Source organism: Devosia sp. P1_H9, assembly GCF_056405135.1.
Window position 1 is genome coordinate 80,111 of the sequence record NZ_JBFUCQ010000008.1, and the last position, 17,175, is coordinate 97,285.

Genomic DNA, 17,175 nt, shown 5'->3' on the forward strand with positions numbered 1-17,175 from the left:
AGCTAGACCAGCCGCAACCGCACGTCCTCCACCAGATGATCGCTGCCCTTGCGGAGGATCAGGTCGGCGCGCGATCGGGTCGGCTCGATATTCTCGACGAGGTTGGGCAGGTTGATCGAGCGCCAGTTGTCGAGCCCGAACTTGCCGGCTTCCTCTTCGCTCATGTCGGCATAGCGCTTGAAGAACGACGCCGGGTTGCGGAAGGCCGTCTCCCTGAGCCGGAAGAACCGCTCGAGATACCAAGCCTCGAGGTCACCCGCGTCGGCGTCGATGTAGATCGAGAAGTCGAGGAAATCCGAGGCGTAGAGGATCGGCGCGCCGGCCTTTCCGGGCAGCCCCGGCTGCAGGATGTTGAGTCCCTCGACGATCAGGATATCGGGCTGGTCCACCACGATGTGCTCTCCCCGCACAACGTCATAGACGAGGTGCGAGTAGATCGGCACCTCGAGCGCCGGCGCACCCGATTTCACCTCCGCCAGGAAGGAGACCAGCCGTCCCCGATCGAAGCTCTCGGGAAACCCCTTGCGACGCATCAGGCCGCGTTCGTTCAGCACCGCATTGGGGTGCAGGAACCCGTCGGTGGTGACGAGATCAACCTTGGGGCTCGACGGCCAGCGCTGCAGCAGCGCGCGGAGGATGCGCGCCGTCGTCGATTTCCCCACCGCCACCGATCCGGCGACGCCGATGATGAACGGCACTTTGCGACCGTCCGTGTTGAGAAAGCGCGAGGATACTCGGTGCAGCCCTTGGATCGCCTCGACGTATAGCGACAGCAGTCGCGTCAGCGGCAGGTAGACCTGCTCTGCTTCCGCCAGCGAGATGGGGTCGGACAACGCCCTGAGCCGCACCACGTCGTCGGCGCTCAGCGTCATCGGCTCGCCGTCTCGCAGCGCCACCCATTCCGCCTTGGTGAAGTGATGATAGGGCGAGAGCTCGGCGGACTTGGTCATGCGCCCTTGAGCCGTTCGGCGATCACCTCTGCCAGGCGCTCCGCTACCTGCTGCTTGTCCATCTCCGGCCACGCCTCCGCGCCGTCGCTCGTCAGCAGCGTTACCCGGTTCCGGTCCCCGCCCATCGCGCCGCCGGCCGCCGAAACATCATTGGCAACGATGATGTCGGCGCCCTTGCGGCCGAGCTTCGCCAGTCCGTTCGCCACCACATCCTGCGTCTCGGCGGCAAACCCCACGACGACCGCCGGCCGGCGCACATGATGCCCGATCGTCGCGAGGATATCGGGGTTTTCCACCATGCTGAGGCTCGGCGCCCCACCGCCGCCCGGCTGCTTCTTGATCTTGTCCGTCGCAACGCTGTCGACCCGCCAGTCCGCCACCGCCGCAACGAACACCGCGCCGTCGGCGGGCAGGGCGCTCTCCACCGCCGCCAGCATCTCGCGCGCCGTCTCGACACGCGTCGTGCTCACTCCGGCCGGATCAGCCACGGCCACAGGCCCACTCACCAGCCGCACCTCTGCCCCCAGCCTCGCCAGTGCCGCAGCAATCGCATGCCCCTGCTTCCCCGACGAGCGATTGGCGATGTAGCGCACCGGATCGATCGGCTCATGCGTCGGCCCCGACGTCACGATGAATTTCCTGCCCGCCAATGGCCCGGCACCCCCGAGCCGCGCCACCACCGCAGCGACGATCTCGTGCGGTTCAGCCATCCGCCCCTCGCCAGCTTCGCCGGCCTCCGCCATCGCCCCAGCATTCGGCCCAACGAACTGCACCCCGTCGCCCAGCAGCGTCGAGCGGTTCCGCCGTGTCGCCGGATGCGCCCACATCCGCGGGTTCATCGCCGGCGCCATCAATATCGGCTTGTCGGACGCCAGCAGCACCGCGCTCGCCAGATCGTTCGCCGCACCTGTCGCCAGCTTCGCCATCAGGTCCGCCGTCGCCGGCGCCACCACGATCAAATCGGCCTCGCGCGACAGCCGGATGTGGCCGACATCGTGCTCGTCATTGCGGTCGAACAGATTGGAAAACACCCGGTCCGCGCTCAGCGTCCCCACCGACAGCGGCGTCACGAACTCGGCCGCTGCCGCGGTCATCACGCAGCGCACCCGCGCGCCCTCATCCCGCAACCGCCGGATCACCTCCAGCGCCTTGTAGGCCGCGATCCCGCCGCCGATGATCAGCAGCACCCGTCGATTCTGAAGCTTCATGGCCAAGCCACCGCATCATGAGACCGCTAGCCGTCTACACGATGTGACAGCGAACTCCTACCCGTCAAAGGGCGAGGCTGGCATGCTTGCTTCAGGGAAGACCGGGCAATAAGAGCGGGAGTTCCACCGCGCCTTTCAACGGGCGCTATTCCGTGCTTTGATCCGGCCATTGGAGGCTCAGGACATGCTGCAAGGACGCTATAGGTGCGCTTAGAATGAAGATTATTATGGTTGTTTGCCTGACGGCGCTGGTCGCCGGCTGCGCGAGCACAGGCCAGGTCCTTACCAAGGAAGTCGCCTACCTCGATAAAGACGGCAAGGTGAAAACCAAGACCGTCGAGTACACCGTGCCGGCACCCAAGAAGGTGCCCATGGTTACCACGTACGGTAACCAGTCCCTCGCATTCGGCGGCTGACCCGCACGAGCCCGCTCGAGCGGTGATCCTCTACTCATCCGCTCCACGATCGGCAGCACCTCGGTGCCAAGCCTAGAGCGGACCCGCGGTCGCCGCTCGACCGGCTGTCTGTTTCCACATGGTGTGCGTCGGCACGGACAGTGCCCGGCCGCTTGCGATGTAGCTCGCCGGGTCGCGAGCCTTCGCTGCGGGCATCCCGCTGGGACGATAGAAATGGAATGGAAAAGTGGTGCCCGGGACCGGAATCGAACCAGTGACACGCGGATTTTCAATCCGCTGCTCTACCAACTGAGCTACCCGGGCAACCGTGGCGCCCGAGGGCGCTAAGTCGGGCGGTTTATAGGGGGCATTGCCGGGGTGTGCAAGCGGGTTTTGCCGGTTGCCCCGCAGCTTGTGGAAGGGCCCGCGCGGGGCCCTTCCGGATTGGCCTTGCCGCTACTCGGCGAGGTCGCGTCCCTTGGTGTCGCGGAGGAAAATCCCGCCCACTACCACCGTCATCAGCGCCACGACGATCGGGAACCACAGGCCGAAATAGATGTTGCCTGCGGCCGCCACCATCGCCGTCGCCACCAGCGGCAGCAGCCCGCCGAACCAGCCATTGCCGATGTGGTACGGCAGCGACATCGAGGTGTAGCGGATCTTGGTCGGGAACAGCTCTACCAGGTATGCGGCGATCGGCCCGTACACCATGGTCACGAAGATCACCATGATCCACAGCACCCCGATGGCCATCCACCAGTTGATGCGCGACGTATCCGCCGGCACCGTCGCATACTCGATCACATCCACCGAGGTCGCGGCGGCGTCCACCGCCGGCACGGCCGTCACCGTGGCCAGCTTCTTGGCCGCCGGATCGGCCGCGACCCGTGCCGCATTGAGCGCGGCAATCGCGTCGGTCGGCTTCTTGTCGGCCTGCGCCTGGGCAATGGCCGCTGCCTGCTCGGGCGAGATCGCGATCGTCGACGGTGTCGCCTTGAGGTTCGGATAGCCCGAGTCGATCAGCGCCTGGTTCCAGCTCGGCGCCGTGAACCCGGTCACCGTGGTGCCGTTGATCGTCAGCGTCGCCGGCGACCCTGCCGGCAGCGCCACCGAGTTGAAGCTCAGTCCACCCTTGGTGAGCAGGTCCTTGCCGCGGTCGCAATCGCCGAACACCGTGCCCGGGAACACGAACACGTTGAAGTGGCACTGCGCCGGATCGGCCGCCACTTCGATCGTGGTCTTCTGCTGGTATTCGTAGAGCGCCGGGTTCACCGCCTGCGCCAGCCAACCGAACAGGGTGAAATAGCTCAGCGCCGCGATCAGGCACCCCGCGAGGATGATGTAGAGCCGCCCGATCCGGTCGCTCAGCGAGCCGAAGAACACGAAGAATGGCGTGCCGAGCAGCAGCGCGAGGCCGACCAGCATGTAGGTCGTGAGGTAGTCGACCTGCTGGGTGATGTTGATGAAGAACAGCGCGTAGAACTGCCCCGTATACCACACCACGCCCTGGCCGGCGGTTGCCCCCAGGAGCGCCAGCAGCACCAGCTTGTTGTTAGGATATTTGAGGAAGCTGTCGGTCAGCGGCGACTTCGAGCCTTTGCCCTCTTCCTTCATCTTCTTGAAGATCGGGGATTCGTTGAGCTTCAGCCGCACCCACACCGAATAGCCGAGCAGCACCACCGAAACGAGGAACGGGATACGCCAGCCCCAGTCTGCGAATACCGCAGTGGGCATCGAGGTGCGCGACAGCCCGATCACCAGCAGCGACAGGAAGAAGCCCAGCGTCGCCGTGGTCTGGATCCAGCTGGTCGCGTAGCCGCGCCGGCCGGGCTGCGAGTGCTCGGCCACATAGGTCGCCGCCCCGCCATACTCGCCGCCAAGCGCCAGGCCCTGCAGCAGCCGCAATAGCACGAGCAGAATCGGCGCCGCCCATCCAATGGTCGCGTAGGTGGGCAACAGGCCGACGGCGAAGGTGGAAATACCCATCACCAGCACGGTGATGAGGAACGTGTACTTGCGGCCGACCAGGTCGCCGATCCGGCCGAAGAACAGCGCCCCGAACGGCCGGACCAGGAAGCCCGCGGCATAGGTTGCAAACGCCGACAGCAGCGCTGCCGTTTCGTTGCCGGGTGGGAAGAACAGCGCCGCGAAGAACGGCGCCAGCGTGGCGTAGAGATAGAAGTCGTACCACTCGAAAATCGTGCCGGTCGACGACGCGACGATGACGAATCGTTCGTCCTTCGTCAGGCCGGACCCTCGGCCTGACGTTACGGCCGTGTCTGCAGTAGCCATTGGTTCCCCCTCAGGACCAGCAGGCCGGCCCCCCACGGACCGGTGCAGAGCGACTGTTGCGATGATCTGATGACAGTTACAGCAGCATCGCTGACGTGTCCGCGGTTTGGTGATGCGCAATGCACCGTTGTTTGCGGCCTTGCGCTCCGGCCGACGATGCTTAGTCTCTCGCGACGTTTTGGAGGATGAAGATGCTGGAAGATCTCAAGGGGAAGCGCGCGCTGGTGACCGGCTCGTCGACGGGTATCGGCGCCGCGGTGGCGCGTGAGCTCGGCCGGCTGGGCGTCGCCGTTGCAGTGCATGGCAACAAGAACGCCGAGGCCGCCGAGGCCGTCGCCGCCGAAATCCGCGCTGCGGGCGGCAAGGCCGTGGTGGTCATCGGCGACGTCAGCAACTCCGCCTCCGCCGCAAAGATCGTCACCGATGCGGTCGCCGGGCTTGGCGGGCTCGATATCCTCATCAACAATGCAGGCGCCATCCTCGATCGCGTCACCAATGCCGGGTTCGATGAGGCCATGTACGAGCAGGTGTACAATCTCAACGTGCGCTCGGTGCTGGCGGTGACCAAGGCGGCCTACCCGCATTTGAAGGCAGCCGGAGGTGGCTCCATCGTCAACACCGGGTCGATCGCTGGCCGCTTCGGCGGCTTCGCCGGCTCGTCGGTCTATGCCTCGGCCAAGGCCGCGGTCCACTCGATCACCCGCAACGCCGCCCGCGAATTCGCCCCCGACCACATCCGCGTCAATGTCGTCGCTCCGGGCTTCATCATCACCCCGTTCCACGACAAGACCCCGCAATCGGTGAAAGACACCGCCGCCGCCCAAATCCCGATGCAGCGGCTGGGCACCGCGGAGGATTGCGTCGGCGCGTATGTGTTCCTGGCCTCGGACTCGATGTCCGGCTACATCACGGGGCAGATCATCGATGTGAACGGCGGGCAACTGATGCCGTAGGGGTGGGGCGGGAACCTCAATGCTTCCACACCCCGGTGGTTGAAACGGCGGTTAGGCAAGGGCGCGCCCGCCTACTCCTCGTCGTCCCCCGCCTCATCGACCTTCGGGACCCCGTCCTCCTCATCCACCTCAACCGGCTCCGCCGGAATCACATAGCTGCCGCTGAGCCAGCGATTGAGGTCGATATCCTGGCAGCGCCCGGAGCAGAACGGATGGTGCTGCTGGCTCGACGGTTTGCCGCAGATCGGGCAGGGCCGCGTCGGCTTCAGCTTGATGATTTCGGCAGTCATCTCAGACCGCCGTCAGGCTCGACTGGTTGAGCCAGTTGAAGTGCACCGGATAGCCCTCGCCCGCTAGCAGCCCCACCGTCTCGTTGAGCGGGAGGCCAACCACGGCCGAGTACGAACCCTGCAGCTTCAGCACGAACGCCCCGGCAATACCCTGGATGGCGTACCCACCCGCCTTGTCGCGCCATTCGGCGCTGGCGAGGTAGCTTTCGATCTCGCGCGCCGAAAGCCGCTTGAAGCGGATGCGCGTCTCGACCAGGCGTTTGCGCATCTGGCCCGACGGCGTCAGCATGGTGACGGCGGTGAACACCCGGTGCGAGCGGCCCGAAAGCACGCGCAGGCACTCGGAGGCTTCTTCCATCGTCTCGGCCTTGGGCAGGATACGGCGGCCCACGGCCACCACCGTGTCGGCAGCCAGCACCAGCGCATTGCCGGCGATTCCGGTGCTCTTGGCCTTATGCTGCGCGGTGATCGCCTTCTGGTCGGCGAGACGCTGCGCCAGCTTGCGGGGCAGCTCGCCCTTTTCGGGCGTCTCGTCGATATGCGCCGGCACCAGATGCTCGGGCTCGATGCCGATCTGGTTCAGCAACGCCAGGCGTCGCGGCGATGCGGACGCGAGAATGAGCTCGGGACGGCTGGCCATGGAGTGCCCTATTTGAAGCGGTACGTGATCCGGCCCTTGGTCAGATCGTAAGGTGTCATTTCGCACAACACCTTGTCGCCCGCCAGCACGCGGATACGATTCTTGCGCATGCGGCCGGCAGTATGGGCGATGATCTCGTGCTCGTTTTCGAGTTTTACCCGAAAGGTCGCGTTGGGCAGCAGTTCCGTTACCACCCCCGGAAACTCGAGCACTTCTTCCTTGGCCATACTGTCTCCATCGGAGGCGCGCGATGGCTCTGCCGCCGCGCTCCCGAACTTACCTGAAGCGGTAGTTGATCCGGCCCTTGGTCAGGTCGTAGGGGGTCATTTCAACCAGCACTTTGTCGCCGGCAAGCACGCGGATGCGGTTCTTGCGCAACCGCCCGGCCGTATGGGCGATGATCTCGTGCTCGTTCTCCAGCTTCACCCGAAAGGTCGCGTTGGGCAGCAGTTCCGTGATCACGCCCGGAAATTCGAGCACTTCTTCCTTAGCCATTCTCTCTCCTGAGACGGCCCCGCGAAACACGATACTGACAATGTCGGGGGCTTGAATTGGGCGCCACCTATACTGGATGCCGCCCGGTTTGTGAACCACCCGTGGGTGGGGATGCTATGTTCATATGGTGCAGCGCGCTGGATTTGAGAAGTAGGCCACCTCCTACCTTCTCCCCTTGTGGGAGAAGGTGGCGCGAAGCGCCGGATGAGGGGTCCGCGAAACGAAGTGCCGCGCGGTCGGAGCGATGCGACGAGCGACGGCGTTCTCGGAGGCAACCCCTCATCCGCCCTTCGGGCACCTTTCTCCCACAAAGGGAGAAGGCAACTCCGCAACGTCTGCGTTAAGCCGCCTTGGTCGGCGCTGCCACCAGCTTCTCCAGCCGCTCGCGCACCCGCTGCTGCAGCGTATCCCTCAACGTGCGGTACGCACTCAGCACCGCCTCACGGTTCCCCTCCGTCTCCGTGGGGTCCGGCATCGGCCAATGCTCGATCGCGCCCATCTCCAGCCCGCGCCGCTCCACCGCCTCCGGCGCATCGTTGGACAGCGTAATCACCAGGTCGAAGTGGTTGGCCACCAGCTCGTCCATGGTGTGCGGGGTGTGGACGCTCATGTCGACGCCGATCTCTTCCATCACCTCGTGCACGAACCCATCTGCCTTGCCCGAGCGAACGCCAGCTGAGCGCACGATCAGCCGCCCGGGGAAGAACCGGCGCGCCAGCGCCGCGGCGATTGGCGAGCGCACCGAGTTCATCGAGCAGACGAACAGCACCGTCGGCAGCGTCGACTCGCGCTCATCGATCCGGCTGGCAAACGGCTGCACCGCGCAGATCAGCGTGAAGAGGCGCCTTGCCGTGTTGAGGTCCATCTCCAGCTTGTTGTCGAGCCGGGTGCGCAGCAGCTCCGCAGCATCGTTGTGCAGTCCGCGCCGCGCCATGTCGACGGTTTCGATCTGGTAGGTCGAGCCAGTCTTGATCGCGTCGTAATAGCTCTCGCGGATGCGGAAATAGTCGCGGATCAGCCGGCGGAACGGCGTCAGCGACAAATAGTGCGCGGCGATCGGCTCATAGGTGTCCGGGTTGCGCACATCGAGCACGATGTAGTTGCTGACGATCGAGACGTGCAGCGCATATGGCCCCGTCGCCTTCACCCGCGCCGGGGCGAAGACGTTCTCCTCGACTAGGTCGTAGATGGCGATGCGCCATTCATGCACCTCGTCGGGATCGACCGAGGTGATCGTGTTGGGATCGAGGGTCACGGCGACGATGCGATCGCTCTTGGGATCGAACTGTCGCGGCGAGAGCGCCATCTACCGATTGAGCCTTATCGATATCGAGCGCGCATGCGCCTCGAGCCCTTCTGTCGCCGCGAGCGTCCGCGCCGCCGGCGCCAGTTCCGCCAGCGAAGCCGGGTCGCATTGCAGCACCGACGTGCGTTTCATGAAATCCAGCACCCCCAGCCCCGACGCATAGCGCGCCGAGCGAGCCGTCGGCAGCACGTGGTTCGAGCCGCCCACATAGTCGCCGATTGCTTCCGGCGTGTGATGCCCGAGAAAAATCGCACCAGCATTGCGAATCTTGGGCAGCAGCGCCTGCGGATCGTCCACCGCCAGCTCCACGTGCTCCGAGGCAATCCGGTTGGCGAGCTCCACCGCTTCCGCCATCGAGGCAACGGTGATCACCGCGCCAAACTCTTCCCAGCCGGCGCGGGTGATCTCGGCCCGCGGCAGCAGTTCGATCTGCCGCCACACCTCGTCCTCGACAAGGTCGGCCAGTTGCTGGTCGGTGGTGATGAGGATCGATTGCGCCCCGCCGCCATGCTCGGCCTGCGCCAACAGGTCCGCCGCCACCCAGGCCGGGTTGGCCGACGAGTCGGCAATGACCAGCACTTCCGAGGGCCCGGCGATCATGTCGATGCCCACCGTGCCGAACACCTGGCGCTTCGCCGCCGCGACATAGGCATTGCCCGGCCCGACGATCTTCGACACCGCCGGGATCGTCTCCGTGCCATAGGCCAGCGCCCCGATCGCCTGCGCCCCGCCGATGCGGTAGATCTCGGTCACCCCGGCAATCTTCGCCGCCGCGAGCACCGCATCGTTGGCCTCGCCGCCCGGCATCGGCACCACCATGGCGATCCGGCTGGCGCCGGCAACCTTGGCCGGCACCGCGTTCATCAGCACCGACGACGGATAGGCCGCCGTGCCGCCCGGCACGTAGATGCCCACCGCCTCGACCGGTGTCCAGATCGTCCCCAGCGTCACCCCGAGGTGATCCTGGTAGACATGGTCGAGCGGCTTCTGCTTTTCGTGGTGCGCGCGGATGCGCTCATGCGCCACCGTCAGCGCCGACAGAACATCGCCAGACGTTCGTGCGCTGGCGTTGGCTATTTCCTCGTCCGTGACGCGGATAGACCATAGATTTGCAGCCGGTTTGTCGAACCGCTCGGTGTATTCGATCACCGCCTTGTCGCCACGCGCCTTCACATCGGCAAGGATCGCGGCAACCGCGCTACCCACTTCCTCCGAAGCTTCCCGCTTCGAATTCAGCAGCGTTTCAAAGGATTTAGCAAAGCCGGCATCGCGGCTATCAAGCCTTACCGGCATTAGGAAGCGTGCTCTGGCTTGGCCTTCGCCGCCCAGGCCGACCCCAGGTCCTGCAGCCGCGCCTCCAGCACCTCCACCTCCAGCCGAACCGTCCCGCCACCGGCAAAAGCCAAGTCAACCCAACCACTTGGCGCTTCGCTCTCGGTGAAGCGAATGGTCAGCAATTCCAGCGCCCCCTCGACCGAATTGGTATCTATCCCCGCCACTTTCACCCCGGTCACCCGGTCGAAATGCAGCGCCGCGCGCTTCCGCACCCCGGCCTTGGCGTTGCCGCCATCTTCCCATGCGTAGCGGTTCATCAGCAGCGCGAAACGCCTGTCGGCCTTGGCGTAACCCATGTCGCCGACGCGCACGATGGCGTCCTGCGTGGTCGCCGAAATCACGTCGAGGTCTTCGCTATCAAGCGCCAGAAGCTTGAGATCGGTCATATCTAGGGGGTCCGGAAACGGTGAAGTTGACCAGCAAGTGGGGGCCCGGAAGACGATCTACAAGTTTGAGGGCAGGGGAGCAATCGGAGCTTTGCGCGAAGCGGCCGTCAGCGCCCGGGCGCGCATGACTACGCCGACCACGAACCCCGCTATTGCCGGGAGGCAGAGGCCGGCAGCAAGGGTGGCAGTGTCCCACAGCTCGCGTTGCTCGAGTTCGGAAAGGACCGTGTCCCGCACACCGGTCAGGAACTCGCTCAGCAACCTGACCAATAGCAGAACAAGCGTAGCTCCACCCACAACCGTCCACACCCGAAGACTGCGTCGACCAGGCATGACGCCGCCCAGGGCGGACAACACAATCCCGAACACGGTTCCGCCTAGCAGGCTGAATGCCAGAAGCGCAAGGTTATGCAGAAGACCGGGCACTACGGCGCTTAGCCCGCGATCCGCTCGATTTCCGCGCCCACGGCGGATAGCTTGTCCTCGAGCCGCTCGAACCCCCGGTCGAGGTGATAGATCCGGTTGACCACCGTCTCGCCCCGCGCCGCCAGCCCGGCGATCACAAGCGAAACCGAGGCCCGAAGGTCCGTCGCCATCACCTGCGCACCCTTGAGCTGAGGCACCCCGGTCACCGTAGCCACCTGGCCGTCCACCTTGATATCGGCCCCGAACCGCGCCAGCTCCGCCACATGCATGTAGCGGTTCTCGAAGATCGTCTCGCGGATCTGCGAGGTGCCGTTCGCCATGGTCATCAGCGCCATGAACTGCGCCTGCAGATCGGTCGGAAAGCCCGGGAAGGGCTGGGTTTCCGCATGCACCGCCTGGATGCCGTTGCCGTTGCGCCGCACCCGGATGCCGCCCGCTTCCTGGCTGACATAGACGCCCGCCTGGCCCAGCGTATCGAGCGCTGCCTGCAAATGCTCGGCCCGCGCATGCTTCAGCAGCACGTCGCCGCCCGCCATCGCCGCCGCCATCGCATAGGTGCCGGTCTCGATCCGGTCCGCCACCACCGAATGGGTGGCGCCGTGCAGCTCGTCGACACCCTCGATGGTCAGCGTCCGCGTGCCGACGCCAGAGATCCTCGCGCCCATCTTCACCAGGCACTCGGCCAGATCGCTGATCTCCGGCTCCATCGCCGCGTTCTCGAGCACCGTAGTGCCCCTCGCCAGCGTCGCCGCCATCAGCAGCACATGCGTCGCGCCCACCGTCACCTTGGGGAACACCACGCGCGCCCCGCGCAGTCCGCCCTTCGGCGCCCGCGCCACGACGTAGCCTTCGTCGATCTCGATCTCGGCCCCGAGCTCCTTCAGCCCATAAAGGAACAGGTCCACCGGCCGCGTGCCAATGGCGCAACCGCCCGGCAGCGACACCCGCGCCTCGTGCGCCCGCGCCAGCAGCGGCCCGATCACCCAGAAGCTCGCCCGCATGGTCGAAACCAGCTCGTACGGCGCCGTGGTGTCGACAATCTCGGCGGCCTGCAGCGTCATCCGCTGGCCATCCAGCGTCGGCGCCTTGCGGCCGTGCACGGCGATATCGACGCCGTGGTTTTCGAGGATTTTCTCGAGCTGGTTGACGTCCGCCAGCCGCGGCACGTTCTCCAGTACCAGCGGGTCCTTGGTCAGCAGCGAGGCGATCATCAGCGGCAGGGCCGCGTTCTTTGCGCCCGAGATAGGGATTTCGCCCCTCAGCTCGTTGCCCCCGACCAGACGAATGCGATCCATGTGTACTTCCCGACTGCGAGGCGTTCTGCCCCTTGCCCTAGCTATCCGAGTCAGGCCCCGGCTTCAACGCATCCCCCACCTCCGCGTCCTCAGGCGATGTCCTGACCGATTCCTGTTTACCGGCAGTTGCCGACCGAGCCCGCGCCTGTTCCTTCCGCCGCTTCAGGTTCTCCCGAAGCTTGGCGGCCGATCTCTGCTCCCGCCCCGTCCTGCTCTCCGACATGCAAGTCCTTGTTTCGTCGGCGCCCATATCCACCATCGGCGCGGCGAACCAGAAACGCCGTGTCGCACGGTGCACCAAATCTACCAGCAACCACCGATCAAGGCTGTACCCCGTTTGCAAGCTTTTTTGCGCTTGCGCGGTGCCAAGCCCTGTGGCAGTAACCGCCCCACGCCGCCGGGGGCCTCGCCACCCGGCCTCAGCGTTAGCTGCAGTAGCTCAGTGGTAGAGCACTCCCTTGGTAAGGGAGAGGTCGAGAGTTCAATCCTCTCTTGCAGCACCATCTTTTTCACCTTGTAAATCATCGCCTTACGGAAACTGCCGGGCTTGTCCACTTCCGTCTGATACGGGAAGGTGATACGGCATGGGTAAAGCGAGGCGCTGGACGATGGCGGGACCTTGGCGTCACCCCAATGGCATCTGGTACTACCGAAAAGAGCTACCCGGCGACCTTTGGGAGGCCCGGGAGAGATTAGCCCAGCTTGGCATCCGGATCGGTGGCAAGGAAGTTCGTCGGTCTCTTAGTACCCGCGACCGGCCTGCTGCCGAGGATCGGTATCGTGAGCTCTCTTCGCAACAGGAGACCAGTTGGGCGGCATGGCGCGATGCCTTGGAAAACGGCCCTGCTGCGCTCAGTGAACGTCAGGTTGCGGCGATTGCTGGGACCCTCGCGAAGGCCCATCTTCGACGGCATGAGGAAAATCCCAGCCAAGGGATTGAGCCGCCAACTCATCCGGCCCCTGCAGTCTCGACAGACCTTCTCGCTCGCGTCGAGGCCTTGAAGCCATACGATCAGCAGCGGCTTAGGGCGCAACTGGAGGCGGCGCTCTCAGACCTAGATCGAGCGGATATGCCCAGGCTGCTTGCGCAGATGGAGGCGTGGAACAAAGACCCGGCCCTGTCGATAATCAGCAGGGCGATCATCGAGCCGCTGGTGAACATACTGGTGGTCGATCATGGGGCGGACCTTGCGGACGCGCTGCAGACGCAAGGCATCGTCCCCGACACGTCTAGCCAGGCGGCCCTGCTGGTCCAAAGTGCGCGGCTCCAGGCTCGTGCTCGTGACACGCTGCGGACGATGGCAACTTCCCTCGACTACAGGGAGCCCGACTGGGCCAAAGGCATCCCGGACATCGCCCGTCCCGCTGCCAAGGTGCGTTCTTTCAAGGACATCATAGACGAAGAAGCGAAGCGACGTGGTCTTGGTCGCGACAGTGTGCCGATGCGCGAAAAGACCATCAGCAAGTATCGTTCGATCTGCGCCGAGTTCGCGAGGTTTCGAGGGAAGGGTGGAACAGACCCTGCCACCATCACCGCCGACGAGCTGGAGCGGTGGAAAACCAAGCTGTTGAGTGCCGGCAAAGTTGGCAACCGAACGGTCGGCCACAAGCTAGGTGCTATCAAGACCGTAGTCCGCTGGGCGCAACGGCTCCACCGTGGGGAATTCAAAAAAGCGGCGGCAGACGTCGCGGAAGTGCTGTTGCCGGGCTTCACGCCGAAGCCCTCCGACAAGTCGGCCGTGCATCCGGACGAGGCCACTGTGATTCTTAAAGCCGCCCGCCAAGAGACCGAGATGCGGCGGCGGTGGTTGCCGTGGCTGTGCGCCTATACCGGTCTGCGCATCTCCGAAGCCAGCCGGCTCGAAACTGGCGACTTCTTCGAAAGCGAGGGCCATTGGTTTTTCGAGGTGTCGCTCAGCGGCAAGCGAAGCCTCAAGACCGTGAACGCCCGCCGCACCATCCCCGTACATCGGGCGCTACTGGAAGAGGGCTTTCGAAAGTTCGTCGAGAGTGCTCCCAAGGGCAGGTTGTTCGGTACGGGTGCATCCAACGTCATTCAGCGGTGGGTGAGGAGCGATGCGGTGGGCATCGTGCGTCCCGAATTGTCGCCCAATCACGGGTGGCGCCACTTGTTTGAAGACCTTTGCCGTCGGTACGAACTGACCGACGATGCCCGCCTCTATCTTGCCGGCCACTCGACGGGTGGGGCGGACCAAGGCTACGGCAGGACGCGGGCAATGTTGCCGGGGCTATGGCGTCAGGTGGAGAAGATCGAACCATTCAAGTTGAATGAGACGATGCCGACAGGTTGAAGCGGCAAGCCCAATGCTACCGCGCTGTTAGGTCAGTGAAGGTGTGAGGGATGGGGGCCCCTTCATCGCCAAAACTTATGGGGGGGCCCACCTAGGGCATAGGGGGAGAGTTATCTCGCCAGAGCAATCTTGCCGGTTCGATCCGATAGAGCTTTCTAAACTCGGCAAGCACCATCACAAGCGTCGCCTCAAAGCCGCTTTGGTCGAAGCTCGTGTTCTTTGTCTCGTGAATGTACCGCCAATCAACAAACGCGTCCTTGTGCTGCAAGAGTATGTGACGGATGCCATAGTCGATGAAGAGCCCGCTTGGGTGTAGCGGCGCGACTGACCGCTTGAACTCCCCGTCCAGTTTGTCCTGACTCTCTGGCCTTAGTCGCCCGAACAACTTTGCTAGGTCGTGGGTTTTCGGCACTTTAGGGTCGTCGTAGTCGAAGACGAACCACGCCTTAAGCGCCAACTCCATTGCAAGCGCAAAGAGCATCGGCTCCACTCCGATATGGTCGTAGTCACTCGGTCCGGCCCCTTCCCCGAATCCTGTGGTTGGGAAGGTCTTGGTCTTCCGGAGGATCGCGTGCGCGGCATCGCCCATCCTAATTGCGGTCGATAAGCGCGCACTCATCTGCGGTTCCTTGCACGAGGTAATATTCCTAATGGAACTTATGCGAGGCGGACGAGCAGGTGAAGGCCGCAGACTGGCAAGGCAGAGCCCTTCTCTGGGCTCCCCGCGTAGGGCCGCACTAGCGGCGCCTTGAGGCTAGTCGCCCTAGCCGCGGACGGTTGAGGGTCAAGACTGGCCTGCATCCCCTGCCAATGTGACTATGAGCAGGCCGGGGGGCTCCACCTAGGGCATAGGGGGAGAGTTATTTGTGCCCCGTGTCGTCTTCCCAGACCTTGGGAGCGGCTTGGACTTGACCGGTAGCTCCACCCCAACGATTACTCGCGAAGCATCTCGCATCGCAGCCAGCGCAAGGTTCTGCTTTGAGATCGGCACCATGATGCCGTCGTGAATAGGTAGCGCCGCAATGCCTTGAGCCATGAGATCGCGTAAGGTGCGCATCAACACTTTGCTCTCAGTGAACGCGAGGTCCAGCGCGATGCCAATGCCGAACAGATGTTGGATCGGTGAATGTCGTTCGCGTAGCGCCGCCTCCAGCTTTGCTCCAGTCCAGTCAGGCCCGAGTTGCAGCTTCATCTCGTGCGGCATCCGGAACATGCGCCCCTGGCGGGAATAGAGGGCGTTAAGGCCCTGCTTGATGGCTTGGCGGACCTGCGCACGCTCGACGGGATCAGCCACTCGGTTGAGTTCCAGGCCGGGCACGCCATCATAGGGATCGCCCTCCGGTAGCTCTGCGCCCGCCATGAGATAGGCGAGTTGTGTGAACATGGCCGTGAAGTCCAGATCGGCAAGCTCCTCCCCTGCAATACGAAGCCGATAACGTTGATCGCGATGCATGTTGATCCAAGGGCCGCCATAGAGCCGACCGTGTCGGGCAAACGTTGGCAGCTGTTGTGCAGAGTCGATGAGGAATTGGCGGGTGAGCTGGTAAGGCGCGAGCGGAAGTCCGTCGACCGTAATGTCGGCGTCCTGAAGGAAGTCACGCACACCTGCTAGCTCATCCCTCAGGCGGCGGGTCTCAGCAGTGTCGCGATAGTCGATCAGGGGCTTCGGCAAGCCACGGCCGGCAGCGCGGGCCTTGAGAATGATGGTCTCTCCGCCGACAAGCCGACCCACTTCGTCTAGCGTCGCGCCCGATTGTGCGAGCCGTTGCTTAAGCTTGCGGCTCGGCTTGATCGTCGAACGTGGCCCGTGATGCGCACCGGGCTCTAGCATCAGCCATCCAGTCTCAGAGAGGGCGTGCACTTCTTCCGCAACAACCTGACGGGGGAAGTCGCGGCGGTCGTACCGGGTGAGAGGATCATTCTTGGTCGACACCATCAGCCCCCTACCCAGGCCCGGCTGTAATGCTTGGCTAGTCAGGCTCGCAACGAGATTGTCAACGATCTGTCTGCGTCTGTCTTCAGCGTCTCTTCGTGGTCGGCGTGGAGATGAAGGACGAAGCATCTCGGTGTCCATGAAGAGGTCCATGGCGATTGACTGTAGGCGTGCCCCCGAACAGATAAGCCAAGGGTCATGGTTTGAGTCGCGCCCTGAGTGCGGCTCGTCATGACCTTCCCAATCCGGCCACCAGGGCATCACTTGGCGCCGTGCTGGCGACGCAACTGAAGCCGATACTGAGCCAACCTTTGAGGACCCATTCCAGAGTGCCGCGCTCGCTCAATCTCTCGCGCGATGGCTTCCCTCGCCAGCGCCAGCTTTGCCGCTCGCTGTTCGACCATGACGGCTCCGGGTCGAGCCATCGCAGCCACCTCGTGCCGCGCATCTTCATCGGCAGCTATTGCCGCTATGGCCCATATGCGATGCCCGAGGATTCGCAGGACGCGACCAGCCGACGGGGCGTACTTGCTGGGCATCAGGAAGCCCGAGGTCGAGCGATGGGTTCCGCTTGCTAGCCGATGCACCAGCTTGGCGACCTGCACATCGCGAAACCCGGGATCGTGTGGCCCGTCATACTCGACCTTGGCGCTCACCGTCAGGGCGATCTCCAGGAGCCGCGTCCCGGTAACCTCGACATCGCGCACACGGGCCATGGAGATGCGCGCCTTTTCAGCCGGAGACATGAACCGCAAGTCGTAGGCGCTTTCGGAACGCCCGGCGCCAGCAAGCAACCCTTCGAGCGCAGCGATCACAGCCTCGACCTTGGCCTCTCGCTTATGCCGTCTCAGCCAGAGTCGTGCGGCGGCGCGATACGGGGCCAGCTCCCAGACGAGGTAGCTGCGACGCCAGTAGGAGCCGTGCCGGCGATGGAACTCGACATGCACCTTGCAATAGAG

Annotated in this window: 17 protein-coding genes and 2 tRNA genes; 4 read left to right on the forward strand and 15 right to left on the reverse strand. The window is 64.2% G+C overall.

Features of this window, described 5'->3' with window-relative positions; genetic code table 11:
- Window positions 1-2 precede the first annotated feature (2 nt).
- Both coaA and coaBC read right to left on the reverse strand, forming a co-directional pair.
- On the reverse strand, window positions 3-950 hold the full coding sequence (gene coaA / locus AC1DYL_RS16845; RefSeq protein ID WP_477174050.1) for a type I pantothenate kinase: 948 nt from the start codon (window positions 948-950) through the stop codon (window positions 3-5).
- Window positions 947-2,158, reverse strand: a complete 1,212-nt coding sequence (coaBC, locus tag AC1DYL_RS16850) for a bifunctional phosphopantothenoylcysteine decarboxylase/phosphopantothenate--cysteine ligase CoaBC (RefSeq protein WP_477174051.1) — start codon at window positions 2,156-2,158, stop codon at window positions 947-949. Before coaBC ends, coaA begins: the two co-directional genes overlap by 4 nt.
- 215 nt (window positions 2,159-2,373) lie before the next feature.
- On the opposite strand from coaBC, the gene AC1DYL_RS16855 reads away from it, so the two are divergent.
- On the forward strand, window positions 2,374-2,574 hold the full coding sequence (locus AC1DYL_RS16855; protein ID WP_477150427.1) for a hypothetical protein: 201 nt from the start codon (window positions 2,374-2,376) through the stop codon (window positions 2,572-2,574).
- A 227-nt stretch (window positions 2,575-2,801) separates the two neighbouring features.
- Here AC1DYL_RS16855 and AC1DYL_RS16860 read toward each other — a convergent pair.
- A tRNA-Phe gene (locus AC1DYL_RS16860) sits at window positions 2,802-2,877 on the reverse strand.
- Between the two features lie 132 nt (window positions 2,878-3,009).
- On the reverse strand, window positions 3,010-4,845 hold the full coding sequence (locus AC1DYL_RS16865; protein WP_477174052.1) for an MFS transporter: 1,836 nt from the start codon (window positions 4,843-4,845) through the stop codon (window positions 3,010-3,012).
- Between the two features lie 191 nt (window positions 4,846-5,036).
- On the opposite strand from AC1DYL_RS16865, the gene AC1DYL_RS16870 reads away from it, so the two are divergent.
- The gene (locus tag AC1DYL_RS16870; protein WP_477174053.1) at window positions 5,037-5,798 is read left to right on the forward strand and encodes an SDR family NAD(P)-dependent oxidoreductase; all 762 of its coding nucleotides are present in this window, start codon (window positions 5,037-5,039) and stop codon (window positions 5,796-5,798) included.
- A gap of 71 nt (window positions 5,799-5,869) precedes the next feature.
- On the opposite strand, the gene yacG is transcribed toward AC1DYL_RS16870, so the two are convergent.
- From yacG to murA, 8 genes are all read right to left on the reverse strand, one after another.
- Entirely contained in the window at window positions 5,870-6,088 is a 219-nt protein-coding gene (gene yacG / locus AC1DYL_RS16875; RefSeq protein ID WP_477174054.1) for a DNA gyrase inhibitor YacG, read from the reverse strand.
- Between the two features lies 1 nt (window position 6,089).
- Window positions 6,090-6,728, reverse strand: coding sequence for a Maf-like protein (locus AC1DYL_RS16880; protein ID WP_477150432.1), 639 nt, complete (start codon window positions 6,726-6,728; stop codon window positions 6,090-6,092).
- A gap of 8 nt (window positions 6,729-6,736) precedes the next feature.
- Window positions 6,737-6,955, reverse strand: coding sequence for a translation initiation factor IF-1 (infA, locus tag AC1DYL_RS16885; RefSeq protein WP_035082742.1), 219 nt, complete (start codon window positions 6,953-6,955; stop codon window positions 6,737-6,739).
- Between the two features lie 49 nt (window positions 6,956-7,004).
- Entirely contained in the window at window positions 7,005-7,223 is a 219-nt protein-coding gene (infA, locus tag AC1DYL_RS16890; protein ID WP_055048078.1) for a translation initiation factor IF-1, read from the reverse strand.
- A gap of 340 nt (window positions 7,224-7,563) precedes the next feature.
- Window positions 7,564-8,529 (reverse strand): UPF0262 family protein, encoded by a 966-nt coding sequence (locus AC1DYL_RS16895; protein WP_477150433.1) that lies wholly within the window; start codon window positions 8,527-8,529, stop codon window positions 7,564-7,566.
- Window positions 8,530-9,822, reverse strand: coding sequence for a histidinol dehydrogenase (gene hisD / locus AC1DYL_RS16900; protein WP_477174055.1), 1,293 nt, complete (start codon window positions 9,820-9,822; stop codon window positions 8,530-8,532).
- Entirely contained in the window at window positions 9,822-10,250 is a 429-nt protein-coding gene (locus AC1DYL_RS16905) for a DUF2948 family protein (protein ID WP_477174056.1), read from the reverse strand. Before AC1DYL_RS16905 ends, hisD begins: the two co-directional genes overlap by 1 nt.
- Before the next feature lie 434 nt (window positions 10,251-10,684).
- Complete coding sequence (murA, locus tag AC1DYL_RS16910) at window positions 10,685-11,971, reverse strand: UDP-N-acetylglucosamine 1-carboxyvinyltransferase (RefSeq protein WP_477174057.1); 1,287 nt, start codon at window positions 11,969-11,971, stop codon at window positions 10,685-10,687.
- Between the two features lie 428 nt (window positions 11,972-12,399).
- Between murA and AC1DYL_RS16915 the strand changes: the two genes are divergently transcribed.
- Together AC1DYL_RS16915 and AC1DYL_RS16920 are read left to right on the forward strand one after the other, a co-directional pair.
- Window positions 12,400-12,474: transfer RNA gene (locus tag AC1DYL_RS16915), tRNA-Thr, on the forward strand.
- 81 nt (window positions 12,475-12,555) lie between these two features.
- Window positions 12,556-14,283 (forward strand): DUF6538 domain-containing protein, encoded by a 1,728-nt coding sequence (locus AC1DYL_RS16920; RefSeq protein ID WP_477174058.1) that lies wholly within the window; start codon window positions 12,556-12,558, stop codon window positions 14,281-14,283.
- Window positions 14,284-14,374: 91 nt separating this feature from the next.
- On the opposite strand, the gene AC1DYL_RS16925 is transcribed toward AC1DYL_RS16920, so the two are convergent.
- The 3 genes from AC1DYL_RS16925 to AC1DYL_RS16935 all read right to left on the reverse strand — a co-directional run bounded on the left by AC1DYL_RS16925 (window position 14,375) and on the right by AC1DYL_RS16935 (window position 17,163).
- Complete coding sequence (locus tag AC1DYL_RS16925; RefSeq protein WP_477174059.1) at window positions 14,375-14,902, reverse strand: hypothetical protein; 528 nt, start codon at window positions 14,900-14,902, stop codon at window positions 14,375-14,377.
- Between the two features lie 222 nt (window positions 14,903-15,124).
- Window positions 15,125-16,219: a hypothetical protein gene (locus AC1DYL_RS16930; RefSeq protein WP_477174060.1), complete on the reverse strand. Its 1,095-nt coding sequence runs from the start codon at window positions 16,217-16,219 to the stop codon at window positions 15,125-15,127.
- 257 nt (window positions 16,220-16,476) lie between these two features.
- Complete coding sequence (locus AC1DYL_RS16935) at window positions 16,477-17,163, reverse strand: hypothetical protein (protein WP_477174061.1); 687 nt, start codon at window positions 17,161-17,163, stop codon at window positions 16,477-16,479.
- Window positions 17,164-17,175: the final 12 nt, after the last annotated feature.